The organism is Flaviaestuariibacter amylovorans (assembly GCF_039541815.1).
GTDB lineage: Bacteria > Bacteroidota > Bacteroidia > Chitinophagales > Chitinophagaceae > Flavisolibacter > Flavisolibacter amylovorans.
Genome location: NZ_BAABGY010000006.1, coordinates 142,273 through 166,785, shown reverse-complemented (window position 1 = coordinate 166,785; position 24,513 = coordinate 142,273). Strand labels below are relative to the sequence as shown.

The 24,513-nt window shown below is 63.6% G+C and carries 18 protein-coding genes; 1 reads left to right on the top strand and 17 read right to left on the bottom strand.

The genetic code is table 11. From position 1 onward, the window contains the following. Positions 1-39 precede the first annotated feature (39 nt). From ABD937_RS06920 to ABD937_RS06840, 17 genes are all read right to left on the bottom strand, one after another. A complete protein-coding gene (locus tag ABD937_RS06920) occupies positions 40-1,116 on the bottom strand; it encodes an efflux RND transporter periplasmic adaptor subunit (protein ID WP_345254559.1) in 1,077 nt (358 codons plus the stop codon). A gap of 25 nt (positions 1,117-1,141) precedes the next feature. Further along, positions 1,142-2,539: a TolC family protein gene (locus ABD937_RS06915; RefSeq protein WP_345254557.1), complete on the bottom strand. Its 1,398-nt coding sequence runs from the start codon at positions 2,537-2,539 to the stop codon at positions 1,142-1,144. Beyond that, entirely contained in the window at positions 2,520-3,137 is a 618-nt protein-coding gene (locus tag ABD937_RS06910; RefSeq protein ID WP_345254555.1) for a TetR/AcrR family transcriptional regulator, read from the bottom strand. Before ABD937_RS06910 ends, ABD937_RS06915 begins: the two co-directional genes overlap by 20 nt. Next, a complete protein-coding gene (locus tag ABD937_RS06905; protein ID WP_345254553.1) occupies positions 3,125-3,730 on the bottom strand; it encodes a TetR/AcrR family transcriptional regulator in 606 nt (201 codons plus the stop codon). Before ABD937_RS06905 ends, ABD937_RS06910 begins: the two co-directional genes overlap by 13 nt. Before the next feature lie 70 nt (positions 3,731-3,800). Continuing rightward, entirely contained in the window at positions 3,801-4,409 is a 609-nt protein-coding gene (locus ABD937_RS06900; RefSeq protein ID WP_345254552.1) for a TetR/AcrR family transcriptional regulator, read from the bottom strand. A gap of 417 nt (positions 4,410-4,826) precedes the next feature. Further along, on the bottom strand, positions 4,827-5,741 hold the full coding sequence (locus tag ABD937_RS06895; RefSeq protein WP_345254551.1) for a sugar phosphate isomerase/epimerase family protein: 915 nt from the start codon (positions 5,739-5,741) through the stop codon (positions 4,827-4,829). Between the two features lie 210 nt (positions 5,742-5,951). Next, the gene (locus ABD937_RS06890; RefSeq protein WP_345254549.1) at positions 5,952-6,227 is read right to left on the bottom strand and encodes a hypothetical protein; all 276 of its coding nucleotides are present in this window, start codon (positions 6,225-6,227) and stop codon (positions 5,952-5,954) included. A gap of 95 nt (positions 6,228-6,322) precedes the next feature. Further along, positions 6,323-7,090: a TIGR03915 family putative DNA repair protein gene (locus ABD937_RS06885; protein WP_345254547.1), complete on the bottom strand. Its 768-nt coding sequence runs from the start codon at positions 7,088-7,090 to the stop codon at positions 6,323-6,325. After that, positions 7,090-8,346 (bottom strand): putative DNA modification/repair radical SAM protein, encoded by a 1,257-nt coding sequence (locus tag ABD937_RS06880; protein WP_345254545.1) that lies wholly within the window; start codon positions 8,344-8,346, stop codon positions 7,090-7,092. Before ABD937_RS06880 ends, ABD937_RS06885 begins: the two co-directional genes overlap by 1 nt. A gap of 216 nt (positions 8,347-8,562) precedes the next feature. After that, positions 8,563-9,066, bottom strand: coding sequence for a hypothetical protein (locus ABD937_RS06875; RefSeq protein WP_345254544.1), 504 nt, complete (start codon positions 9,064-9,066; stop codon positions 8,563-8,565). Then, the gene (locus tag ABD937_RS06870; protein WP_345254542.1) at positions 9,063-11,027 is read right to left on the bottom strand and encodes a protein kinase domain-containing protein; all 1,965 of its coding nucleotides are present in this window, start codon (positions 11,025-11,027) and stop codon (positions 9,063-9,065) included. Before ABD937_RS06870 ends, ABD937_RS06875 begins: the two co-directional genes overlap by 4 nt. 4 nt (positions 11,028-11,031) lie before the next feature. Further along, complete coding sequence (locus ABD937_RS06865) at positions 11,032-11,814, bottom strand: FHA domain-containing protein (protein ID WP_345254540.1); 783 nt, start codon at positions 11,812-11,814, stop codon at positions 11,032-11,034. Positions 11,815-11,824: 10 nt separating this feature from the next. Continuing rightward, the gene (locus ABD937_RS06860) at positions 11,825-15,943 is read right to left on the bottom strand and encodes an FtsW/RodA/SpoVE family cell cycle protein (RefSeq protein WP_345254538.1); all 4,119 of its coding nucleotides are present in this window, start codon (positions 15,941-15,943) and stop codon (positions 11,825-11,827) included. After that, the gene (locus ABD937_RS06855; RefSeq protein WP_345254536.1) at positions 15,940-17,301 is read right to left on the bottom strand and encodes a PP2C family protein-serine/threonine phosphatase; all 1,362 of its coding nucleotides are present in this window, start codon (positions 17,299-17,301) and stop codon (positions 15,940-15,942) included. The genes ABD937_RS06860 and ABD937_RS06855 overlap by 4 nt, the downstream gene beginning before the upstream one ends. Before the next feature lie 92 nt (positions 17,302-17,393). Continuing rightward, positions 17,394-18,362 carry a hypothetical protein gene (locus ABD937_RS06850; protein ID WP_345254534.1) on the bottom strand — a complete coding sequence of 323 codons (969 nt, stop codon included), beginning with the start codon at positions 18,360-18,362 and terminating at the stop codon, positions 17,394-17,396. A 280-nt stretch (positions 18,363-18,642) separates the two neighbouring features. Further along, a complete protein-coding gene (locus tag ABD937_RS06845; RefSeq protein ID WP_345254533.1) occupies positions 18,643-20,922 on the bottom strand; it encodes a glycoside hydrolase family 3 N-terminal domain-containing protein in 2,280 nt (759 codons plus the stop codon). Positions 20,923-21,027: 105 nt separating this feature from the next. Next, positions 21,028-22,389, bottom strand: a complete 1,362-nt coding sequence (locus ABD937_RS06840; RefSeq protein ID WP_345254531.1) for a glycoside hydrolase 5 family protein — start codon at positions 22,387-22,389, stop codon at positions 21,028-21,030. Between the two features lie 261 nt (positions 22,390-22,650). On the opposite strand from ABD937_RS06840, the gene ABD937_RS06835 reads away from it, so the two are divergent. Beyond that, positions 22,651-24,468, top strand: coding sequence for a PAS domain-containing sensor histidine kinase (locus ABD937_RS06835; RefSeq protein WP_345254530.1), 1,818 nt, complete (start codon positions 22,651-22,653; stop codon positions 24,466-24,468). Positions 24,469-24,513 lie beyond the last annotated feature (45 nt).

The following is a 24,513-nucleotide window of genomic DNA, read 5'->3' as shown; positions in this document are numbered from 1 at the left end:
GCCCGCTTCACAGCAACCGCTCTCCGGCAAATAGAAAACCTACTTCAATGGCGCCACCTTAGAGCCGTCGCGCAGGTTGATCTGGCCGCTCGTGATCACCACGTCGCCTTCGTTCAGGCCCTGGAGGATCTCGACCTCTTCACCGATGGTGCGACCGGCCACCACGGGGCGGAGGCGCGCTACGTTGCTGCTATCGAGCACGAACACCTGGTTGGAGGCCGTGCTGCCCACAAAGGCCGTACGGGGCACCACCAGCGAAGGCGCGCGCTGCGGGAAGTCGAAAAGGGCGGTGCCGTACATACCGGCGCGGAGCACGTTGCCGGGGTTGGCGGCCAATGTTATTTCTACGGGGAAGTTGAGCGCGGCGTCGGCTTTTGGCGCGATGAAGGTGACGTTGCCGGTAAAGGAGCGGTCGGGAAACACCGACGCCTTCACCTGCACCGGCGCGCCGACCTTGAGGGCGGCTACCTGCGTCTCGTTCACCGTTACGGCGAGCTTGAGGCGCGATACGTCCACGAGCTCGAAGAGGGCCGTGCCGGGGTTCACCACCATGCCGGGCTCCACCATGCGCTTGTTCACAATGCCGGAGATGGAGGAGCGCACGCTCGAGTTGCCGGCGCGGATGCGGGCCTGCTCGAGGCGCGACTTGGCCGTAGTGGCCTGCAGGCGCACCTGGTCCACCTGCTGCTGCGTCACACCGCCGCTCTTGATAGCGTTCTCGAAGCGCTGCTGGTCGCGCAGGGCGCTCTGGTAAGCCGCTTCCGCGCTCTCGACATCGATATTGAGCTGGTCCATCTCGATAACGGCGAGGGTCTGGCCGGTGCGCACAAAGGAGCCTTCATCCACCAGCACGCGCGTCACGCGGCCGGCGTTCTCGGAGGCAAGATTCACCTGCTGCGCGGGCGCGAAGTTGCCGTTGACGTTGAAGGCAGCCTCGAGCTGGCGGCGCTGCACGGTACTTACCCGCACGGCCACGTCGGAGCCCGCTTGCGAAACGATGGCCGTCTTGGCGGCGTTCTTCTGCTTATTTTTCTGGAGTACGGCGGCAATGCCCCCAATTGCCGCGGCAACAAGGGCGAGGGTGACCAGGACACGTACGATGCGGTTCTTTCTCATGATCGATTTCTTGTAGTTGGTTGTTTTATTGGGTTAATGTGCGAATCCCACCGCGGGCCTTCACGAGCTGTACTTCCGACACGCGGTAGTTGAGCAGGGCCGCGGAAAGATTGCTGCGGGCCTCGGTGAGCGAGCGCTCGGCGTCGAGCAGGTCGGTAAGCGTGGCGAGGCCGTTGTTGTAGTTGTTCTGCGTGTTGCGGAACACCTCTTCGGCCAGGCCCACGTTGCGGCGCTGGTTGTTGAGGGTGATGATGTTGTTGTTGATCTGGGTGCGCGCGTTCTCGTAGGCGAGGTTCAGCTGCAGGCCCGTATTGGCGATGTCTTCATTCAGCTTACGGATGCTGACGTCGGCCTGCTTGATCCGGGCCTTTGTGGCGCCCCCGTTGAAGATGGGCACACGCAGGTTCAGCGACACCGAGGCCGTCCCGAACCAGTTGGCGCCCGCGCTCTGCCCCTTGAACACCGGGAAGGCGTTGCCCATGCCCATATAGTTGTAGTTGCCGCCAAGCGACAGCGAGGGAAAGTATTCGTTGCGGTAGTTCTCCTTCTGCTGCTCCAGGAGCTCGCCCTGCTTCTGCAGCACCAGGAACTCGGTACGCTTCTGCAGGTCGATGCTGTCGGTGGCGGGCACGGCCTGAGGCACGATGGATTCGGGGTTTACGTCGGGAATCGTGACCGGTGTGGCGATTGGCAGGCCCATATAGAGCTTCAGCTGGTGCTCGAGGAGCGCCACGCCGTTAATTACCTGCTGCCGCTGGCTTTGCAGGTTGGTGATGGTCACCTCGATGCGGTCCACGTCGATCTTTTTCGCGAGGCCGTTCTTGTAAAGGCTCGCCAGTACGCCCTGCACGCGTTGCGTATTGGCGATCGACGAGTCGACCACCGACACCTGCTGGCGCTGCACGAGCACCTGGTAGTAGGTGGTGGCCACCTGCTCGATGATCTGCTCCTCGGTGAGCTGCGCGTTGAGCTGGTAGAACTCGCGGCTCGTGCGCGCGGCCTTGAGGCCCGTGAACACCGATTTGTTGAACAGGTTCTGCTGCACCGAAAGGCCCGCAACCGCATTCCATTTTTGGCCGAAGGCCACGAGGATCGTTTCGTTCGGGTTGCCGCCGAAGAAGTTGGGCAGGGCCGACTTCTGGAGCAGCGGGTTGTAGGTAAGGCCGGCGGAGCCGCTTACCTGCGGCAGCGCTGAGGCGCGCACCTCGTCGATGCGGTATTCGGCGTTCTCGATATCGAGGCGGGCCTTCCGGGCTTCGGCGTTGGCCTTGAGCGCATAATTGACGGCGTCCTTCAGCGCCAGCGGCGAAGGAGGCGTAACGGGCGCCTGGGCGGTGGCCGCGGTGCCCAGCAGGGTAAGGCCCAGCAGCGTCCAGAGGGAGCGCCGGTTCGTCCTGCTACGGTTAGCTTGCTTGTGTGTCATTATTGGGGTTGAAGTGTTCGTTAATGAGTTTTCGTCCTTTTGCGGTACCGATCGCCTGCAGGTAGAATTCCGTGAGCGCACGAATGAGGCCCGTGGGCTCGGTGCGCCGCTCCGTAAAGCCGGCCGGGTTCAGTGCCGTGCGGAGCTGCTGCAACCGTATTTCCACGGCAAGCGCCTCCGGCACTTCGTCGCGGTACAATCCTTCGCGCTGCCCGCGCCGCAGGTTGGCCACGATCCGCGGCGTCATACAGGTCCGCCGGTATTCCAGCAGTTGCATCCAGGTGGCCGGGAAGTACCGCTCCAGCTCGTAAAAGAAGCCCGGGCTGATGCCGGCGAGTAGGCGGAACGGCACCCGCACCTGCAGTGCCACCTCGGCTACCGCGTTGCGGGCCTTCGCGGCACAGTCGCCCGCCTTTTCGGTGTGCGTCGCCAGCAGCCCCGCCACCACGCGGTCAACGAGCTCCTGCTTGTCGGCGAAGTGCTGGTAGAGCGTTTTCTTGGAGATGCCCGAAAGCCGGGCGATATCGTCCATCGACACGCTCTTCAGCCCATAGGCGAAGAAGAGCTCGCGGGCCTTATCGAGGATCAATGCTTCCATGCTTCGTTCTTTAAACCGTTGTAAAGCAGGTGGGCGAGCGCGGTCTGGCGCACGGTCACCTGCTCGAAATCGGCCAGCGAAGGCAGGCACTTGAAGTGCAGCTGCCGCGACAGGGCTGCGAGCGTTTCGATCAGGAGGGTGGCGGTGGCGTCGGCGTCCATCGGCCGCACCTCGCCGCGCGCGATGGCGCTGCGCAGGCAGTCGGCCAGCAGCCCCGCCTCGCGCCGGAGCACCTCGTGGAGGAGGCCGATGGCGCCCGCGGAGGGCTCGTTACTGCCGGTGTCGAGCTGGGCGATGAGCGGGTAATAGCTCCGGAAAAAGCGGGCGCGTACCGCCACGATGCCCTCGAGGGCCTTGATGATCGGAACGCCAGGGGCCAGCTCCTTCCCTACCGCCGCTATGTAGGTGTCGGTGATTTGAGCAATCACGGCGCGGGTAAGGCTCGCTTTATCCGGAAAATAGTAATGGAGTGCCTGCTTCGACAGCGACAGGTCCTCGGCGATCTCCGTCAGCGTCGTCTTGCGCACACCGAAGTGCGCGAAGCGCTTCAGGGCGGCTTCCAGGATCTGTTCGTGACGTACGGGCTGACTCATGACCTTTTTACCTTTTGACTTGCTGACTTTTTTAATTCAGAAGTCAAAGGTAAGGGCAAAAAAAATGCGATCAGCGATCGCAGGTCAGTCCGTTCATAAAGATCCGTGAAAATTCTTTCTCCCGTTTCAGGATCGCTGAGAACTGCTTGCGGTCGGGGAAGAAGTTCTGCTGCTGCGCCAGCGTGGCGAAGCGGAAGCCGTCGAGGAAGTCGAAATACAGCTCTGCGGTCTTTTTAGCGTTGTCGATCTTGAATTCCCCGGAGCGCTGCCCCTTTTCCATGATGGCGGTGACGCGCCCGAGCTCGCGGGCCCGCAGGGGCCCAAAGATCTTCTGGAGCGGCTCCGGCAGGTTCAGCGGGGTATACGACTTGAGGTGCTCGAGCAGCTGGTAGTATTTCAGGATGAATTCCGTCCGGTAATCCAGGTAGCGGTCGATGGCCTTGAAGGGATCGGCTTCGCGCTCCAGCTCGGCCTGCTGCTTGTCGGTGCCTTCCCCGATGATGTGCTCCAGCACCGCGGCATAGAGGCTCATCTTGTCGGGGAAGTAATAATACAGGAGGGCCTTGGAGATGGAGAGGTCGGCCGCGATCTCGTTCATCGTCGTTTTCGCCACCCCGAAATGCGCGAAGCGCCGGATCGCTGCCTCGAGGATCGCCTCCTTCTTCTGGTCCGTTGCCATAGTTCCCAAAGAAAGACATTATTCCGGAATGAGACTAGACTTGCGGGTTCGGCGTGCCGGTCAAGGATTTGAAGGAAGGAAGGTTTTTTTACCGCTAAGAAAAAAAGAGGCTAAGGGATTCGCTAAGAAGCTGTTTGAGTTAAATGATCATCCGGACAGGGTTAAAAGGTCGGCCGCAAACGGCGTTGATGCACGACGGCGCTCCCGAGGCTTCGGGAGCGCCGTCGTGCCGTCGTGACAGGGCGTCAGCCCCGCGCCCCGCGCTTGCGCGGTCCGATGAGCAGTGATCGAATCATTCAAATAGCCGCTAAGTGGCTCTTTCCGGACGCTGTCGTAGGCCGACGAACTGGTTGCACCGGGCTTTGTCCCAATGTCATCAGCGGAGGATCCGTACACCCGCCGGTCGCCCGACCCGGGCTATACGAGCTTCCTGCGCACATAGCGGTAGCTCTCGCGGATGCTGTCGAAGGGATCGCCCGGCGTGCTGTCCTGCTCCACGAAGAAGTGCTGCATGCCTGCGGTCTCTCTAGCGCGGAAGATGCGGCGGAAGTCGATCACCCCATTGCCGACTTCTGTAAAGTGCTGTTGCGGCGTCGCATCCATATCCTTCACATGCCAGAGCGGGAAGCGGCCCGGGTGCTTCCCGAAAAGGGCCACCGGGTCCTGCCCTGCCTTCGTGGTCCAGTACAGATCGAGCTCCATCTTCACCAGCGCCGGATCGGTGTCGCGGAGCAGGAGGTCGTACGGAACCTGCCCGTCGATGGGCGCAAACTCGAAGTCGTGGTTGTGATAGCACAGCTGGATGCCGGCATCGGCGCAGGTCTTGCCGGCCACGTTCAGGTCGGCGGCGAGGCGGCGGTAATTGTCGAGCGAGGAGCGCTCCGTTTCCGAAAGCCACGCCAGCACCATATAGCGCACGCCCACTTCCCTGGCATCGGCCACCGCCTTTTCCCAACCATTGCGGATCGTGCCGCGCACCGGCGTCCCGCTGTCTACGGTGCCGCCGTCGGTTGCGCCTTTCGGCACGTCGAAGCCCCAGCGGTAATGGTTGGAGGGCATGGTAAGACCTGCTGCGGCAAGTGCGGCGGCAAAGGCCTTCGGCGTCATCCCGTAGAATTGCTGGGTGCCCGAGTAGGTAGCGCCTTCCACATAGCTGAAGCCGGTAGCGGCCACGCGGGTCAGCGTCCCGGCAACGTCCCTGCTCATCGCATCGCGCACGGTGTAGAGCTGCACGCCCACCGGCTTGCGTTTCGGGAGATCGACGTAGGAGGAGGCGGCGGCACCGAGCGTAAGCAGGGACCCGGTGCGGAGAAAGGAGCGGCGGCTGATCATAGCTGGGAGTTTAGCGGCGGCCTGGGCCGGCCGCACTAAGATAGCCTGAAGTTGTCGCTAAATCGATCATTCCGCGGGTTGTCGTGAAGCGTGAAGCGTCAGGCTTGAGGAGGAGACTCCTGCAGCAGCAGCTTTCTTCTGACACCTCACGACTGTCCAGGGAGATCTTCGTGCAACCACCAATTCCCATACTCCCGACTCCGGATAGGCTTACTTGCGCCGGAACAAACGATCGGGAATGTCGAGGAAGCGACCGAGCGGCGCCTTGTTATCCCAGCGCAGCTTGTTGATGTATTTCTTCGGGGTCATGCCGGTGGCGTCGTGCCGGGCATCAAAGGTGCGCTCGCTGCGCGGGTTTTCGCGGCCCACCGGGGTGCCGGGCTGTCCGCCGCGGATCGTCATGGGGCGGCCCGTTTCGGGGTTGGTGCCTTCCGCTTTCCAGGTATGCTTGCCGCTGTCGTCGCGGCTCAGTTTGAATCGTGCCATGGTCTTGCTTTTCCGGGAAAATCCGCAAGGAAGGTGCCGGCACCCACTTGTCTAGCAACATTCCGGGAGCTCACTATAGTCCTTCCACAAATGGGTCAGCCCTGCTTTTCGGTGAGGTATTTCCAATAGCGGCGCGGGAGGTGCTGCAGGTGCAGCTTGCTGTTTTTTCGTGCCGGGATGTTCACGCTTTTGAAATACTGTTTCCAGGCTTGCTGGTACAGCTCCTCCGAAGGATCATAAACAGGGCTTGCGGCCCGTCCGCCGCCTACTGCCTCGTCGAACCGTAGTTCCACGGTCTCGGTCCGTTCACCGTCGTAATACAGTCCGTACCGGCGGCGGCCGTCGTAAATGAGCCAGCGCTGGTCCGCATAGCGGCTGGTGAAGTGCGGGGCGATGAGCGGCAGCACGTCGTGGTCGGGCTCGATGAAGCCGTAGTAGAGTCCGTCGCCCGTGCGCTGAAAGCGCACAAAGGCTTCCATGCGGTGCTGCTCGCGCCACACCTTGCGGCCCATCTGCGTTACGTAGAGCACGGCCGGGTGGCTGAAGTCGGTTTCGACGGAGGTAGTATGGGCAAATACATGCTGTACATACTGCAGCAGCACCGTCTCCGCCCCGTCGGCCTCCGATAGGAACGTGCGGTACACGTCTTTCAGGGCATCACCCGACAACTTCGCCTCCAGCCCCTTCCAGACGCGGGCACTATGCCGGGCGTCGTTGCGCACCGTATGCGCCGCGCCAAACAGGTTGCCGCGGAACCTCGCCTCCGTTACGATCTCCGCGTTGCCGAACTTATAGTCGTACACGTCGAACACGGCGCAAAGCCAGCCGTCGAAGGAGCCGTCGTAGAGTACCGTCTGCAGCATCAGAACAGGGCCAGCTGGGGTGAATGATTGGCGGCGAACTTGCTGTGGGCCGTGCCGACGATGAACTGCCGGATCTGGTCGGGCGTATAGTCGCTCCGCCGGCGTCCCTCGATCTTGAGGTCGAGAAAATACTTCGCGCGGCCGGCCGCGATGTTGAACTGCTTCAGGTGGTCCCAGGTAAGGGAGCGGAACTTGCGGGCCTCCCAGATCTTCTGCGCCGATTTAATGCCGATGCCCGGGATGCGGCGGATGACCTCGAGGTCGGCGGTGTTGATGTCGACGGGAAACTGGTCAAGGTGCTTCAGCGCCCATTGCAGCTTCGGGTCGATCTGCATGTCGAGAAACGGGTCGTCGGGCGAGAGCAGCTCGTTCACTGAAAAGCCATAATACCGCAGCAGCCAGTCGGCCTGGTAAAGCCGGTGCTCGCGCACGATCGGTACGGGCGTGCCAATGGTGGGCAGGCGCTTGTCGTGGCTGATGGGCACATAGCCGGAGTAGTAGACGCGCTTTAGCCGCAGGTCCTTGTAGAAAGCATCGGAAAGCTGCAGCACCTGCAGGTCGCTTTCGGGCGTAGCGCCGATCACGAGCTGCGTGCTCTGGCCCGCGGGCGCAAAGAGCGGTGCTTTCACCAGCGCCTTCCGCTCGTCGCGGTTGGCGATGATCGAATCTTTGAGATAGGTCATGGGCTTGATCACGTCTTCCTGCTTCTTGTCGGGCGCCAGCAACTGCAGGCTCTGCTCCGTCGGCAGCTCCATGTTTACACTGAGGCGGTCGGCGTAGAGGCCGGCTTCCTGCAGGAGCTCCTCGGAGGCACCCGGGATGGCCTTGAGGTGGATGTACCCGTTGAAGCGGTGCTCGGTGCGCAGCTTTTTGGCGATGCGTACGAGGCGCTCCATGGTGTAGTCGGGGTCCTTGAAAATGCCGGAGCTCAAAAAGAGGCCTTCGATGTAGTTGCGGCGGTAAAAATTGATGGTCAGGTCCACCACTTCCTGCACCGTAAACGCGGCGCGCTTCACGTCGTTGCTGCGACGGCTTACGCAGTAGGCGCAGTCGAAGATGCAATGGTTCGTCAGCAGGATCTTGAGCAGCGAAACGCAGCGCCCGTCTTCGGTGTACGAATGGCAAATACCCATGCCCTCCGCATTGCCGAGGCCCTTGTCTGCGTTCTTACGCTTGCTGCCGCTGGAGCTGCAGGAAACATCATACTTGGCTGCGTCCGCAAGTATGGATAGCTTTTCCACGATCCGTTCATTCATAGGATAACCGTTCGCGCGAATTTACTAAATAACTTAGCGCGAAACCGGAGTGGCAGGCGCAATTAGCAAAAGCTTTTAACCTGTTGAATGATCAGGAGTTACTGGCAAAAAATAGTGAACAAAGCTGACTTAGAACACGGATCGCACGGCTGTCACGAATGGGTACCGATCCGTTAAGATCCGTAGCATCCGCACCATCCGTGTTCTCCCTACGCGCTAATCCTCCTTCTTTCCAAATACCCTGCGCAGCCATTTGCCCACCTTGGTCCGCTCCTTCTCTTTGGGCTTTTGCTCTGCCTCCTGTGCCTTGCGGATCGCCTCACGGCGCGCTACATCGGCGAGCGAGTCCTCACGTAGTTTCCGCTCGAGATCGGTCTTGGTACTGTACAGCGCGGTGCCGTAAATGAGCCGGTGCTGGGCATTGTCGCGGTACACCGGTACCGGCGGGTTGGGGATGCTGATGGAGCGCCCGAGTCCGTCGCGGAGCGCTGCGGGCAGCGTATCGCGCCGGGTCCACTCGTAGGTGGCCGTATCGAGCCAGTAATAGCGCTCCCGGTCCTGGTCGAAGTAGGTGTTGGCCAGCGGGTAGTAGAGAATGCGCTTTCCCTGCGGCTCGTCTTTCCTGGCTGTGTCGCCGCAAGCCATGAGGCACAGGCATAGCACCGCCACAAGGCCCGGCCCGGCCATAACCTTCCATCGGTTCTGCTCGGGTATGCTCATGGTTGCGGGTTTTGCGGATCGGGGTTGCCGCCGCTGTTCAGGCTGAGCTCGTCAACGAGGCGGCGGGCCGTGGTATCGCCGCCGGCAACGGCCTCCATCAGCAGCCGCGTGCCCTTGTACACGTTGCGCTCGTAAAAGCAGTTCTCGTAGTTGTTGATACGCAGCACCTCGGGGTTGTCGGCAAAGACGTAGAGCAGCCCGAGGGTGCGCTTCGCAGGTACGTGGCCCTTGTCGGCCGCCTTCTGCACATAGCCCCACGACTTGCCGCAGTCGACACCCGCCGCGCGCTTCTGCAGGCCCAGGTTCCCGTATTCATACATGGCCTCGGGCACCTCCTGCTCGGCAAGGTAGCGGTATACGAACGTAGCCTCCTCCACCTGCCCGCCCTCGAGCTGGCGGCGGGCCGTTTCGAGCTGGTTGCGGATCTCCTCGGGCGTCAGTTTGGGCTTCTGCGGCTCGGGCTGCTGGCGCTGGCGCGCGTTCCACTCGTCCATCGTCATCAGGTCGCGGCGGCGGAGCCAGCCCTTCGAGCGCTGCCCCCGGTCGTTGGTGAAGTCGGTATAGATATAGCCGTTCTCCTCGCGCAGGCCGGTCACCACGTCGGTGGAAGGCACCATGTAGGCTTCGCGGCGCGTGCCGGCGTCGGGCTCATTGTAGAAATACGCCCGCGCCGACTTTACCATGAACTGCCCGATGGGCCTTGCATCCGGCCCGGGCTCCGTAGTGGCTCCCGTCTCCGTATCTCGCCCGCCGATCCCGGGCCGACCGATCACGATCCAGGCCACGAGCCCGAGCACGCCGAGTACGATTATCCACGACAGCCAGGGCGTCCGGCCCCGGCGGCGCTCCCGTACCGGCGGCGGTGGCGGTGGTGGGGGTGTGGGCTCCGCAAAGGGCCGGCGTTCGGCAGTTGCTGCCGTTTCGCGGCGGAACTGCTGCACCTGCTCGAGCTGCTGCCGCAGCGTGCGGTTCTCCTCCTGCAGGCGGGCGTTCTCCTGCTGCAGGCGCGCCACGGCGATGTCGGACACGGGCTGCGTGGTGGCTTCATCAGTCTTGTGCGTACTGCGCAGGATTATGTGGTCGTGCAGCATCACGCCGTCCTTGAAGCGACGCTCGGGGTCTTTCTGCAGGCAGATATAGACGGTATCGATAAGCCACTGCGGCACCTGCAGCTCGCGCTGCTTCTTCTCCTCGGGCCAGTCGGCGGGGAGCGCTGCGCGGCGCAGCTCCATGAGGTCGGGCGGCGGCGTCTCCATATGCGCCAGCATCACCTGCGTGCGCATCGTCTCACCACGGTCCTTCAGCGGAAAGGGCACCTGGCCCGCCAGCAGCTCAAACAGGATCACGCCGAAGCTGTATACGTCGGTCGGGAACAGGATGCGCCCTTCGTTCTGCTCCGGGGCCATGAACTCGATAGCGCCGGCATGCCGCAGGCTCGTGCGGCGCTGCTCGTCCGACATGATGGCCAGTCCGAAATCGAGCAGCACGTAGTTGCCGGTATGTACGTTGTATTTGACGTTGTTGCTTTTGAGGTCGCCGTGCTTCACACCCACGCGGTGGCAGTGCGCGAGCGCATTCGACAATTGATCGGCAAGCCGCACCGCTTCCTTCACCGTAAACACGGGTCCATGCGGCGGGCGCAGCAGCTCCTCCAGGTCGGGACCCTCCACGAACTCCATCTCGATATAGGGGAAGGAGCCGCTCTCGGTGAGGCCCGAGCTCAGGATGCGCACCACGTTGGGGTTGGGCTGCTCGTTCACTTTTTTCAGCTTCGTTACCTCGCTCAGGAAGGCCGCATAGTGCTTATCCTCCGGCGATTCGCTGTGGATCGGCGTCGGCAGCAGCTTCACGGCGGTGATGATCTCGCCGGTGCGGCGTCCTTTATACACCGAGCCCTGGCCGCCCGTCTTCAGCGCACCCATATTCTCCAGTCCGGCCGTGATCGTAAATACTTTTCCCATGAAACTAGCTTTGATCGGTTCTGAATTCGAGCAGGGCCGAGTGCCCCAGCATGATCTGGTCGCCATCGCGCAGCAGGTGGGGCACGCCGGTACTCTGCAGCTTCACCGGTTGCGAGTCGGCACGGCCCTTCACCTTCACCTTGTTCTGCGGCGGCACGCCCCCCTCGTCGGCATAGAGCAGGAACTGCCCCATGGCCTCGTCGAAGCGGATGTGCGCATGCTGCCGGCTCACGTACTTGTTGGCCTCGTTGGAGCTCTCCGGCGGAAAGCAAATGGCGTTGACACGCAGGAAGCCGTCGCGCTGCTGCACGTTCTTTTCGCGGCCGATGTTGATGCGGCCGTCGCGGGCGCGGAGCTCGTAGCGGGCCTGCTCGGCCTCGCCCTGCAGCACCAGCAGCAGTGCCGTGGCATTGGCCGGCGCGGCCTTGGCGGCCGTAGCGATCCAGAGGCTGATGGGCTGCCCGGGCACCGGCGTCGCATCGGGCGGCAGCGTTTCGGTGAACTCGGTCTCGAGGGTCCATTGCGCCGGCAGGTCGAGGGCATAGTTGTCGGCGATCCGCTCCACCTCCTGCCGCAGGCGCTCCTCCTGCCCGTAATAGACGGCGGCCTCGTACTCGGGACGCAGCTCGGGTGGTGGCGCCAGGTAGAGCGTGAGGCCGCGGATATGGCCGCCCTCGCCGCCTTCCACCGAGGCGAGCTTCTGCCGGATGGCGTAGAGCAGCTCCTCGCGGATCGACTTGGCATCGCGGGCGGGTGGTTCGTTCTTATTCCAGTTGAAAAGGTTCATGGTTGTTGTCTTAAGGGTTTAGCGGCACCACGGCGCCGCTGTCGATGCGAAGGCTGTCGGTTCCGGCGCGGTTACTGCCCGGTGTGCGCGCTCCGCCGGAAGCATTGCCGAAGCCACGGATATAGCCGCGCCGGAGCAGCTCCGGGATCACGTGGCGGCCGGCGGTGCGCACGGCATCGCTGGAGCCTTTGGTATCCTCGATGCGGATGCAGACCACGATGTGGCCGGCGCCCGTTGCCTTCGGTGCAAAAAACACGTACCAGCCGTCGTTGATGCGGCGGCCCCGGAAGATGCGCTCCGGCGTGCCTGTTTTGCCGGCCACCTGGATGCCGAGCTGCTTCACCTTGCCGGCGCTCTGCGCCTTCATGAACGCGGTCAGCAGCGCGGTATTGCCGGGATCGGCAGCCACAGGTACCGCCGGCTTCGATGCCACTGCCGAGTCGGCGATCTTCAGCACGAAGCGGTGCGGTACGATGCCGCCATGGGCGATCCCTGAGGCTAATCGGGCCACGGCCGCCGGCGTCGCCGTCAGCTCGCCCTGCCCCCAGGCCATACCGGAGATGCCGAGGCCGCGGGTCTTGCGTGGGTTGTTGACGTCGTAGCGCCGGATGCTGCGGAACTCGGTCTTGCGCCAGGTTTCGCGCCACCCCTCTTCCCGGAAGTCGTTGCCCGGCGGCCGCTCGAAGAAATAACCACCTACCCCGCGCAGGAACATACCGGTTTGCAGGTACAGCGTCCCCATCTGCTCCTCTATGCGTTGCTCGTTGGCGAGGCGGATAAAGTAGGCATTGTTGGAGCGCACGAGCGCGCGCTGCATATCGATGCGGCCCGGCTCGTCGGGCTCGGGGCCTTTGATGCGGATGAGGTCCTGCTCGCGGACGGTGATCGGCTTCGTGGCGATGGCCGCACCGTATTTATTCAGTGCGGCGAGCGCCGTGGCCAGCTTGGCGGTGGAGCCGGGCTGCGTGGCGTGGGTGAAGCCGAGGTCTTTAAGTGTAAGCCAGCCCGCGGCCCTCGCGGCCTCGCGGGGCGTCAGCGTCAGCTGCTCCCAGTCGTTCACCGGCGGCAGGGGCCAGCCCGCGGAGGTCAGCACGTCGCCGGTGCTGTCTTCGAGCACCACCACCGACACGCGGCGGCTGCGGAGCGAATCATCGAGCGAAAAGCTGCGTTGCAGCGCGGTCTGCAGGCCTGCGTCCATGCTGAGCTGCACGTCGCGGTTCTGCTTTTTGAAGTCTTCCACGAGGCGGCTGTTGATGCCTGCGAGCAGCATCGGCGAGAGGGCACTGTAGTCGCGGCGCAGCACGGTCATCTCGCGCTCCGCAGGCGGCAGGAAGCGGTCTTCGCGGAAGCGGCTGGCCTTCACCGGGTAGGTCGTTTCCGGCATCGGGAAGCCCCGCAGCTCGGCGCCCAGCTCGTACTCTGCGAAGTAGCCGTTAAGCGAGCCGGTAAATACGCCTGTGTTGGCATCGCCGGTCCAGAAGAACATCTGGTCGCCGTAGGGGTAGTAGCGGTCGTTGCGCTGGTGCGAGAGGCGTACGATGTTTTCGGGGAGCACGCCGCCCTGCACGAGCGTGTCGCGCTGGCTCAGGAGCCGCTCCTTGCGGCTGGTTGCCAGCAGGCGTCCCTGCCGGTCGTAGAGGGCGCCGGCCTCGAGCTTGTTCATCAGGATGGCGATGCGCGGGTTGTAGCTGAACATGCGCGCGCCGGAGCGGTCGGCCACGAGCGCCGGCTGCACCACCCATTCGGCGGGCTTGAAGAGGTAGCGCGATACGTTTACGGTAAGCAGGATGATGCCCAGCGTAGCCGCCGCCAGCGCCGGCACCAGGTTGCGATCCTGTTGCTTGCTGATGTATGCCATCTGTACCTCGGAGCCGCGCACAAACGACGCGGAGAGCAGGAAGCCCGCCGCCAGCAGGTTGCACAGCAGCGAGGAGCCTCCGTAGGAGATGAACGGCAACGCGATCCCCGACAGCGGCAGGGCCCCGGTGGAGCCGCCCGCGATGAGCAGGAACTGCACGAAGGTGCTGACGCCGATGCCGCCCGCGAGGTAAAACAGGAAGGGCCTGCCCGTTTGCCGCCCGATGAGCAGTGCCCGGTGCAGGTACACCAGGAAAAGAACAAACAGGCAGCCGATGCCGGTCCAGCCGAGCTCTTCACCGATGGCCGGCAAGATCATGTCGGTATGCGCCTCGGGGATCGTTTTGGCAAAGCCCTCGCCGATGCCCTGGCCGGTGGTACCGCCGGAAGCCATGGCCCAGATGCCGTTGGCCACCTGGTCGCCGCCGTATACCTCGTTGTCCCAATTGTTCTGCCAGATGGCCTTTCGGTCTGCGAGGCGCTGCACGGGACCGGGAAACAGGCGGTCGAGCAGCGGCACCTGGTCGATCAGGAGGAAGCCTGCCAACACCACCAGCGCCATCACGGCCGACTCGGAAAGCCGCTTGTAGCCGAACCGTAGATATACGGCCAGCGCGAGCACCGTCACGCCGGTGGCGATCCAGACGTTATCGAAGATCCAGTTGGCGAGTACATACAGCGCCACCGTTCCGGCCATGACGGCAAAATCGCCGCGGGTGAAGGAGAAGAGGATGATAAAGGAGAAGCACACGACCACTGCGGGGCCCAGGTCGCCCAGCATGAGGAAGAGCAGGATGGCGAGCAGCACGGCGCCCAGCGCAGGGTAAAAGAACTTCCAGCGGCGGCCCGCCGTGGCGTACTCCGCGATAAAGCGCTCGTTGGCCGCGAGGAAGCCCGCGAGGAACAGCAGGAGCCCGAACTTGATGACCTCGGAGGGCTGGAAGCCGAACAGGTTCACCTTGACGCCGCTGCCCTCGGGGCCGGAGCCCAGCGCGATCGTCGCCAGCAGCAGCACCACCGCGAAGGCGGCCCACTGCAGGCCGCGCTCCCCGCTCCTCCCCTTCACGGCAAACATCCGGTAAAAACCGGCGTCGGGCGTGAAGCGCCGCAGGTCGAACAGCAGCATCAGCGTAAGCACCGCCATCCCCCCGAGGAAATACCAGAGCGTGTTGAGCGCCAGGAAGCGGTCGCGGAGCGGGTCCTGCAGGCTCAATAAGGTCAGGAGCGAGATGCCCGTCAGCAGCATGATCAGGGGCAGGATGAACGCGTCGGCGGTACGCAGCTTCGCGCTCAGCAGCCCGTGCACCGCGAAGAACGGCAGGAGAAAAGCCGCCACGATGATCCAGTACCACTGGCGTACCTCTTCGGGCGTGCGCACGATGAGCGCCTTCTCGCGTTTCAGGTTGTTGAAGTCGCGGCCGGAGAAGAGGCGCAACGTATGCGGGCTGCGGGTGAAGGAAAGATCGAGCGTGCCTTTCAGCGATGAGGTACCCTTCGGTGCGCCAAAAGCTGACCCGGGCTGCAGCGGCAGCACCTCCCAGGCGGCGCCCTCCTGCAGGCCGGTGAATGAAAACTTTCCCTGCGCGTCGGTACGGGCATAGGCGGCAAGTGAAGCGTATTTGCCGTTGGTGCCGCGGCGGTAGCGCAGCGTCGGCGTCACCGTCTCGCGGAGGTCCTCCTCGTCGGTCTCGCCCGTATAAATACTATCCTGCGGCAGCACGAGCTCGAGGCGCACGAGCGCTCCGCCAACAGCGGCGCCTTCCCGGTCCTCGATGCGGCCCGCGATGCGGCCGCCGCCGGCGCCGAGGTCTACCGTTGGCGGCAGGGGTGGCGCCGAGCGGAGCTCCTGCGCATAGCGCACCGAGTCGGGACCGGAGAAGCCGAGCAGCCGGTACGAGAGCCGCGCACGCTTGTGGAACACGGCCCCACCCTTGTGCAGCGCGTCTTCCGCCGGTATGTTGTAGGCACGCTTATTGAGCTCGCCGATATTGTCGATGCGGGTGCCGGGCGTCAACTGTACCGCCACCGAGTTGCGGATGAGGGTGATGTCGCGCGGGTCTTCGAGGTAATAGCCCTGGCGCAGCAGCTTCGCGAGCGCGTCGGCCGGCGCGGGCGCGTTGAGGTGCACCATGGAGCCGTCCTGCAGGCGCGGCGCTACTTCGGCAAAATCTTTTTCCAGCACTTCGTACAGGCGGAAGAAAAACGCACCGAGCACCCCGGCAATGAGCACGAGGAGGATCCGTTCGATACCGCGCTTTCCGATTCTGTTCATGGGTTCTTCCGCTTTTGGGTCATCAGGTCTTTGAGGGTGCCGGTCACGAGCGTATCGGGCAGCAGCAGCGGCGCGCCCAGCCCCGCCGCTACGCCGCGCAGGCGCACGCTGTCGAAGTAGAGGGCGCCGGCCCCGTCGGCCGCGATGCGCAGGTCGATGTCGCGAAGCTCCAGCCCTTTGAGGTGCAGTCTTTTTATCGTGGGTGCCACCTGTAATGGCAGGCGACCCGAGGCCGGCTGCAGCACCGTGCGGCCGGTGCCGATCAGCACCAGCGAGTCGCGGTGGATCCAGAGCGAGTCGCGGAGCAGCAGCGTGTCTCCGAACACGGCACCCGTGAGGCGCAGCGTATCCGCAGCAGCGTCGAGCGTATCCTGCAAGGCTGCCTGCGGGTACGCCGCGTTGACGCCGGTGCCCACCGGGCCCGGCGCTTCCTTTGGACGAATGAAATAGAAGAGGGCCGCGGCGGCGAGGAGGCCTACGATCCAGGGCAGCACGAGGGCCAGCGTGCTCCGGCGCGGCAGCGGCGGCGGTGCGGGAAGCGGGCGGGAAGGCGCCGCTTCGATCGGGACCGGGCGCGGCGCCGGGCGGGGGGCGCCATCCGGACGGGGTTGCACCCGGGCCTTCGAGTGCCGCAGTAATACTACGGTAATATTGTCCTTGCCCCCGTTTCCGTTAGCGGCCGCCACCAGCGTGCGGGCCATGCCTTCGAGCGTGTCGCCCGACTGCAGCACGGTGCGGATCGCGTTGCTGTCCACCATATCGGTGAGGCCGTCGCTGCACAGCAGCAGCAGGTCGCCGGGCAGGAAGGGCGCGCTCCCGGTGTCGATATAGCGCTCGGGGTCGGGTATCGTTGGAAGAAAGCCAAGGGCGCGGTCGATCTCGTTGCGCTTCGGGTGCTCCATGGCCTCCGTCTCGGAAATGCGGTTGCTGTCTTCGAGCAGCCCCACGAAGGAGTGGTCGCGGGTCAGCTTCACGAGCGACCCGTCGCGGAACAGGTACAGGCGGGTATCGCCCACGTGCGCATACAGCACGCGCGCCGCGTCTTCATCGGCCCAGGCGCAGCTCAGCACGCAGGCCATTTCCTGCAGGCGCGGGTCGCGTTGCTTTTCGGCGATGATGGCCGCGTTGGCGGCGAGCAGGGCCTCCCGTAATACTACGGTGTCGGGGCGGGCGGCCGCGGCCACCCGGGCGCCGAGCGTATCGCGGGCGAGGGCGGCGGCCACCTCTCCCCCTTCATAGCCGCCCACGCCGTCGATGACGGCCCCGAAGGGATAGCGGCCTCCTGCGGCCACGAACGCATCTTCGTTGTTGCTGCGCGCGCGGCCCGTATCGGTGAGTCCATGGAGCTGCTTAGCCATTGCGGTTCGAGCGTTTGATGTCGAGGAAATGAAGCGCCGCCAGGAGCACGCACACCAGCAGCAGCAGTACCGACAGGATCGATGACATAGGCTCAGGGTTTGAACAGGTTCAGTCCGACGATGCCGTTCAGCACGATGCGCGAGTGCAGCGGAATCTCGGACCACGACGGGTATTGCGGGTTCGACGGGGCGATCTCTTTCTCATTCACCACGGTCTTCTCGCCGAAGGCGGCAATGTAAAAGCGGTCTTCGCCACGGTTGTAGCGCAGCTTCAGGTGCGGTGTGTCTACCCACTCCGACGGGATCCGGAAGATATGCGGCTCGTTGCGCTGGTCGGCCGGACCGGTGATGAGGATCTCCTCGTCGCGCATCAGGAACTCGATCTTCTTGCCCGCATACGCCTTATCCGGCACCACGGCCTCGAAGCGCGCATAGGCGCCCGGGCTGCCCACGGAAGGCGCAGCCGGACTGCCACCGGTGGCGCCGGCGCCGGCCCCTTCGAATCGATAGGGCAGCTCGTAATAGCCCTCGCTGTAATAAGTGAACGCCGTCAGCGATTCCGGGCTCAGGTCCACCGTTTCGGCCATGCCGGTCTGGCGGGGGATGTAGGTGACGCGCAGGTTCTCGCTCTTTTCGGTGGCGCCGGGCAGCAGCTTGCCGATAAAGCCCTTGTCGCCCCGACCGTACTGCGGCGCCGACACGAAGCGGAACACCCACTTGTTGGCCGAGGGGATCACCGCGCGGCCCTTTGCCGCCTCCTGCTGCAGGATGCCATAAAAGGCGTTGACGGCTTCCTGGGCGATGAGCCCGAAGATGCCCTTCTTGCCTTCCTGGAACTCCTTGTAGTCGTCGGGGTTGAACACGATGATGTACTCGTGGTAAAACACGATGCGGTTGGCAAAGGAGAGCTCGGCGAGCGATCCTTCGAACTGCTGCAGGATGTAGTTGTAGATGATGCTGGGCGACAAGAGGGCGGCCGACTCGCGGGGAGCGGCCTCGGGCTTGTTGAGGAACCAGCTGTGCAGGCCAAGGCGCTGCCAGAAATTGGGCTTTGAACTCATGGTAAGGGATCTCCCTGTAAATGTAGCGGTTTGCGGCAAAGCGCAGGACCGACTGCAGCACAGGAAAATCCATGCCGGATTGCTGAGGTCAGGTTCCCCTGCGCTTGTCAAGAAAGGCCGCCGGCCGGGGAGAACCCCGCCGAACGGCCCGTATGATAAAAAATCATCTATGAAAGCGTTTATAGCCGGTGCGCAAACACTTTGTTAAAGCAAGTGATCGATGCCGGGCGAAGCACTGCAGCCGCCCCGCCCCACACTCCGGCGGTGGATGACTGACGCCTTAGAATACCAGGTCCTTACCGACACTGAATGTTCCCTTGAGCCCGCCTACACGCACTTCGAAAGTGCCGGCTTCCACGTGCTTCCTCAGGTCGGTACCCACAAAGGCAAGGGCCTTAACCGGGAGGCGGAAGCGTACGGTGCGCGACTCACCCGGGCGCAGCGCGATCTTCTCGAAGCCACGCAGGCGCGTGATGTCGGGCGTGAGCGAAGCCACGAGGTCCGAAACGAACAGCTGCACCACCTCTTTGCCTTCGCGCCCGCCGGTGTTCGCTACCGTCACCGATACCTCCAGCGTGTCGGTGGGTGCATAAGCAGTGCGGCCGATGCGCAGCGCGCTGTAGGTGAACTGCGTATAGGAAAGCCCGAACCCGAAGGGAAACTGCGGGGCGGTTTCGCCGCCCTGTGGGTTGGTGGCCCCTTCAGAAGGCTTGTGGTGGTAGGGCGCCAGGTCGTTGGCATAGCGCGGGTAGGTGATCGGCAGCTTGCCGCTCGGGTTCACCGCGCCGGTCAGTATATCTACAAGGGCATCGGCACCGTAGTTGCCGGGCAGGTAGGTGTGCACAATGGCCGCGGCGCCGGGCTCGATGCGCGAGATGATGCGTGGGCGTCCTTCGTTGAGGATCAGGACTACCGGCTTGCCGGTAGCCTGCAGCGCGCGGGCGAGCGCGAGCTGGTTGTCGGAAAGGTTCAGGTCGTTCGTATTTCCGGGCGTTTCGGTATAGGAGTTCTCGCCGATGCAGAGCAGTACGTAATCGGCGCCCGCAGCAGCCTGCACGGCCGCATCGATACTCACCACCGAGTCTTCAAAATATTTACCCTGCTTGCTGTAGAGCACGCCGGGTACGTGCGTCACATTGGCGGCGCCCATTTTCTCCCGAAGCGCGTCCACGATCGTATGGTAGCGGCCCGCGGCGATCTCGTCGGTGCGCTCGCCCTGCCAGGTGTAGGTCCAGCCGCCGTTGAGGGCGCGCAGTGAGTTGGCGTTCGGACCGGTCACCAGCACCCGGGCGCCCGCACGGAGCGGCAGCGTGCCGCGCTCGTTCTTGAGCAGCGTCATGGATTCGGCAGCGGTGTTATAGGCGATCTGCGCGTGCTCCTTACCGCCGAACTTCGGGTAATCGCGCACGTTGGTCACGGGCATTTCAAACAGGCCGATCTCCATCTTCACGCGCAGGATCCGGCGTACGGCGTCGTCGATGCGGCTCTGCTTCACCTTGCCTTCCTTTACAAGAGCGATGAGGTCGGTGGTGAACGACTTGTAGTCGTACGGGATCATCGACATATCGTTGCCCGCGTTGATCGCGAGCGCAATGGCTTCCTTGATGGAGTTCGTCATCCGGTCGCGGCGGTACACGTTCTCGATGTCCTGCCAGTCCGTAACGATAAATCCCGTGAAGCCGAGCTCGCCTTTCAGGATGTCGGTCAGGATCTGCTTGTTGACGTGCGTGGGCACGCCGTTGATGAGGGCGGAGTTCACCATCACGTTGCGCGCGCCGGCCTTCACCGCCGCCACGTAGGCCGGCAGGTGGTACTCGCGCAGGTAGTGCTCGGGGATCCAGGCGTCGGTGCGGTCCTTGCCCGACTTCGGATCCGAATAAGCCATGTAGTGCTTCAGGCTCACGATCAGCTTATCCTTCGCGCCCAGTGGGTCTTGCACGCCGCGCACAAAGGCTGCACCCAGCTCCGACACCAGGAACGGGTCTTCACCGAAGCCTTCCCAAAGCCTTGGCCAGAGCGGGTTCACGCCGAGGTCAAGCACGGGCGAAAAAGTCCAGGGCACGCCGGCGGCGCGGCCTTCATACGCCGTTACCACGCCGGCCTGGCGCACGAGCTCGCGGTTCCAGGTGGCTGCCTGCCCGATCTGCTGCGGGAAGAGGGTGCTGCCGTTGACGTAGTTGGCGCCGTGGATGTCGTCGAGCCCATAGAGCACCGGGATCCTGCGCGGCGTGCCGGCAGCGGCCGATTGTATTTCTCCAACGATGCGGTTCCAGGCATCGGGTGTAGGCGGGTAGCCCGGGTTGTTGAGGATGGAGCCTACCTTGTAGTTGACGACGGCGTCACGCATCTTTTCGGAGAAGCGGAAGTTGTTGCCTTCGCCGGTACCGAGCGACTCGATCGACACCTGGGCCATCTGGCCTACCTTTTCCTGGAGGGTCATGCTCCGGAGGAGGGCATCCACGCGGCGCTCGATCGTGGGGTTCAATGTTTGCTGGGCAGTGGTGCTGAGGCCGGTCATCACGACCGTAAGCGCAAGCAGGCTGCGCTTAAGCGAATGCATTCGATTCATGTGTTTCCATCATGCGTGTGCCTTACCCGTTGGGGCGGCGGGTGAAAAAAATGGGTGCAGTTGGCCTACGCAGATCTCGTTCAGGAAGCAGTCCGGCTAAGGTACGTTGTTTGATGCAGGCTTACGGCCGCCTTTTTTTGCCTTTTTCGGATGTACCGGCACCACACCGCGCTGTGCGCGGGCATAGCGGTCCAGAAGGTACCAGGTGCTGCGGTCGGAATCGAACACACCGTAGAGGCTTTGCTCCTCCATCGGCGGGTCGCCCATATAGTCGTCGCCGGGCTTCCAGAACGCCTGACCGGGCCGCGGGCGCGCCTCCCCGTTAAAGGCCCAGAAGTTGGCGCCCGCAATGACGCCGCCGGTATCGGCGCTCCGCTTCCAGTGTCCGAACACGAGGTCGTAATAACGGTCGCGCGCAACCGTAGCCGACGATGGGCTGAAGGAGAAGCTGTCGCGCACGAGTCCGAATTCCTCGATCACCACGGGCTTGTTCATCCGCTGTGCCGCGCGCACATGGTCCCCGATATAATCGGCCGTTTTCTGCGCGGCCACGGGATAATCCTCCTCGATATGATCGGCACGCAGCCAGCCCCAGTTCTTCGGCCAGATATGAATGGTGCTGTAGTCGACGTTGGGATCCTGGTGCACGGCCTCGAACAGCTCCATGCTCTCGGTGCCGATGGAGCCCTCATGTCCGAGGGTAACGAGGTGGCGCCTATCCTTCGACTTGATATGAGCCGCCGTGGCGGATATCCAGGCGCGGTAGGCTTCGCTGGCGGCCGGCCGCATCGGGCGCGGCTCGTTGGCGAGCTCCCAGGCCATGATCACGGGATCGTCGGTATAACGCCTGCCGGTGACGGTGTTGGTGCGGGCCAGTACGTAGTCGACCTGGCGGCGGTAATCGTCGCGGCAGGGCGCGCAGGCGTAGAAGCGGCTCACCGCGTCGCGGAGCTCGTCCCAGGAAAGCTTGCGGCGGAAGTCGCTGTCGCTGATGACGCCGTTCCAGCGCAGGTATTGCAGGAAGCCGCCGCTCCACTCCCAGTTGTTGCTGAAGAAGACGATCGCCTTCATGTCGCGCTTGCCCATCTCGGCCAGCAGCACGTCGAGCCCATCGAGCACCGTAGGGTCGAAGCGTCCCTTTTGGGGTTGCAGCGGAGGGCCCACGCGCGGCACGCCCTGGATGGTGCCGCTGCCTTCAGCACCGGCCAGCACCCGCAGGTTTCGGACGCCATGCGCCTTCAGGAAGTCGAGCTCGCGGCGCAGCCGGTCGATGCCGCGGGCCCTGTTGGCCTGCAAGGGAAGCAGCGAGCCGTACCAGTAATTGGTGCCCACGTAGTAATACGGTTTGCCCCGGAGCAGGAACTGGTGCCCCTTCCGTTGCACAAAGTCCGATTGAGCCGAAGAAGGTGCCGCGGCCAGGACCAGGCAGGCAGCGAGGAGCAGGTTGGTTAGCTTCATGTGCGGCGCGTTGGTTGAGCGACGGCCAAAATAAGCGAAGCCGCCTAACAAACGGGCAGCCGGCCAAAATTTAAGCGGTAGCACGTCGGCGTAAACGGCCACCCGAAGTCGCGGCCGTTGGGGCCCTGTCCCGGGCGCCGGTCCTGCCCTCCTACCGGTCCTCAGCAAAAACAACACGCGCTCCGGCGTTTGGGGGCCGCTCGTCCCGCCTCCTTTGCCCCGCCGCAAAAAATGCGTACTTATACGTACCAATCCCACCCGATGATCCACGCACTGCCTCCACTGCTACAGCGGTCGCTGGCCTCGCTTGCTCCCGGCGCAACTGATGATGCCGCCGCCTTTACCCTCGACCGCCAATGGCAGGTAACGCACTGGAATGCCGCGGCGGCAAGCCTGTTTGGCCGGGAGGCGCACGATACCATCGGCCAGCCGCTCTGGCAGGCCTTTCCCGACACCTTCGACGCCGCTTTCTACCAACAGTGCGTGGATGCCGCCGGACTGGCCCGCCCGGTGCATTTCGAATACGAAGGCGCGGGCCGCTGGCTCGACTGCATCGTGTATCCGTGCTCCGACGGACTCACCTGCGTGCTCGAGGACATCTCCGCTCCGAAGGCCGAGGCCGCGCGCGTGGCGCAGCTCCACGACATCTACCGAAACGTGTTTCAGGCCACCTCCGACGCCATCTGGCACTGGAACCTCGACGAGGATTTCGTGTTCCGCCACGGCGAGCACTTCCGCAAGCAGTTCGGCTATGATATCGTAGACACCGTTTTCCCCACGGCCCTCTGGCACGAGGTGGTACATCCCGACGACATGCAGCGCGTGCTCCGGAACCTCGAAACCGTACTTGCCGACCCGGCACAGCCACACTGGAGCGACCAGTACCGCTACAAGCGCTCCGACGGCTCCTTCGCCCACGTGCTCGACACCGGCTATATCCTGCGCGATGACACGGGCCGTGCCCGCACGATGATCGGCGCACTCCGCGACATCACCGAGACCGAGCTTGCCAAGCAGGCCCTGCTCGAAAGCCGCAACCAATACCAGCAGCTCTTCGACTCCTCGCCGCTCGCCAAGTGGATCTACGACGAGCGGACCTTGCGCATCCTGGAGGTGAACCGCGCCGCGCTGAAGCAATATGGCTATACCCGCGAAGCCTTTCTCCAACTCAACCTCCTCGACCTGCATCCCAAAAAGGAGCAGCGCCGGGTGCTGCAGCTCTCCCGCGCCGGCAAGCGCAGCGACGCCCGCTACGAGGGCCGCTGGCACCACCTGCACCGCGACGGCAGCGTCGCTGCCGTGGAGATCGCCAGCACCGGCATCACCTACGAAGGCACCGACGCCACCATAGCGGTGGTACACGACATCACCGAGCAGCTGCGGCTGCAGGATACGATGCTGCGCGAAAAGATCCTGCGTCAGAAAGAGCTCACCCGCGTCATCCTCAACACGCAGGAAAAGGAGCGCCACGAGATCGCCACGGAGCTGCACGACAACATCAACCAGGTACTCACCACCATCAAGCTGTACCTCGAGATCGCCCTCACCGACGAGGCCGCGCGCCCCGCGCTCATCGAGAAGAGCTACCGCCAGACCCAAGCCGTCATCAACGAGATCCGCTCACTGTGCCGCACCATCATCGCACCCACGCACACCGAGCCCTGCCTCGTCCACAACATCCGCGACCTCATCGCCTCCTACGAGCCCGTGGCGCCCTTTACCGTGCACTTCGACGCCGCACCCGACTTTCCCGCATTGCCGCCGGAGATGAGCCTCACGCTCTTCCGCATTACTCAGGAAGCCCTCAACAACGTGGTGAAATACGCGGGCGCGCAAAACATCTGGATCACGCTGAGTGCGAAGAAGGGCTGCGTGCGCCTAAAGGTGCGCGACGACGGCGCCGGGTTCCAGCCGGCCCGCCGCCGCAAGGGCGTAGGCATCACCAACATGCAGAACCGCGCCTCGCTGTACGGCGGGCGCGCCACCATCAGCAGCGCGCCCGGCCTCGGCTGCACCCTCGAGGTGGAACTGCCGGTGCCCGCTCCCGCAACCACCGACGTACGGACGACGAGCGCGTAACCAATATATCAAGCGCACAAAAAAACAACGGCGGCCAACCGGCCG

Bases quoted from the DNA above. Each gene is read 5' to 3' on its own strand.
- ABD937_RS06920 (WP_345254559.1), bottom strand. From the start codon at position 1,116: ATGAGAAAGAACCGCATCGTACGTGTCCTGGTCACCCTCGCCCTTGTT.
- ABD937_RS06915 (WP_345254557.1), bottom strand. From the start codon at position 2,539: ATGACACACAAGCAAGCTAACCGTAGCAGGACGAACCGGCGCTCCCTC.
- ABD937_RS06910 (WP_345254555.1), bottom strand. From the start codon at position 3,137: ATGGAAGCATTGATCCTCGATAAGGCCCGCGAGCTCTTCTTCGCCTAT.
- ABD937_RS06905 (WP_345254553.1), bottom strand. From the start codon at position 3,730: ATGAGTCAGCCCGTACGTCACGAACAGATCCTGGAAGCCGCCCTGAAG.
- ABD937_RS06900 (WP_345254552.1), bottom strand. From the start codon at position 4,409: ATGGCAACGGACCAGAAGAAGGAGGCGATCCTCGAGGCAGCGATCCGG.
- ABD937_RS06895 (WP_345254551.1), bottom strand. From the start codon at position 5,741: ATGATCAGCCGCCGCTCCTTTCTCCGCACCGGGTCCCTGCTTACGCTC.
- ABD937_RS06890 (WP_345254549.1), bottom strand. From the start codon at position 6,227: ATGGCACGATTCAAACTGAGCCGCGACGACAGCGGCAAGCATACCTGG.
- ABD937_RS06885 (WP_345254547.1), bottom strand. From the start codon at position 7,090: ATGCTGCAGACGGTACTCTACGACGGCTCCTTCGACGGCTGGCTTTGC.
- ABD937_RS06880 (WP_345254545.1), bottom strand. From the start codon at position 8,346: ATGAATGAACGGATCGTGGAAAAGCTATCCATACTTGCGGACGCAGCC.
- ABD937_RS06875 (WP_345254544.1), bottom strand. From the start codon at position 9,066: ATGAGCATACCCGAGCAGAACCGATGGAAGGTTATGGCCGGGCCGGGC.
- ABD937_RS06870 (WP_345254542.1), bottom strand. From the start codon at position 11,027: ATGGGAAAAGTATTTACGATCACGGCCGGACTGGAGAATATGGGTGCG.
- ABD937_RS06865 (WP_345254540.1), bottom strand. From the start codon at position 11,814: ATGAACCTTTTCAACTGGAATAAGAACGAACCACCCGCCCGCGATGCC.
- ABD937_RS06860 (WP_345254538.1), bottom strand. From the start codon at position 15,943: ATGAACAGAATCGGAAAGCGCGGTATCGAACGGATCCTCCTCGTGCTC.
- ABD937_RS06855 (WP_345254536.1), bottom strand. From the start codon at position 17,301: ATGGCTAAGCAGCTCCATGGACTCACCGATACGGGCCGCGCGCGCAGC.
- ABD937_RS06850 (WP_345254534.1), bottom strand. From the start codon at position 18,362: ATGAGTTCAAAGCCCAATTTCTGGCAGCGCCTTGGCCTGCACAGCTGG.
- ABD937_RS06845 (WP_345254533.1), bottom strand. From the start codon at position 20,922: ATGCATTCGCTTAAGCGCAGCCTGCTTGCGCTTACGGTCGTGATGACC.
- ABD937_RS06840 (WP_345254531.1), bottom strand. From the start codon at position 22,389: ATGAAGCTAACCAACCTGCTCCTCGCTGCCTGCCTGGTCCTGGCCGCG.
- ABD937_RS06835 (WP_345254530.1), top strand. From the start codon at position 22,651: ATGATCCACGCACTGCCTCCACTGCTACAGCGGTCGCTGGCCTCGCTT.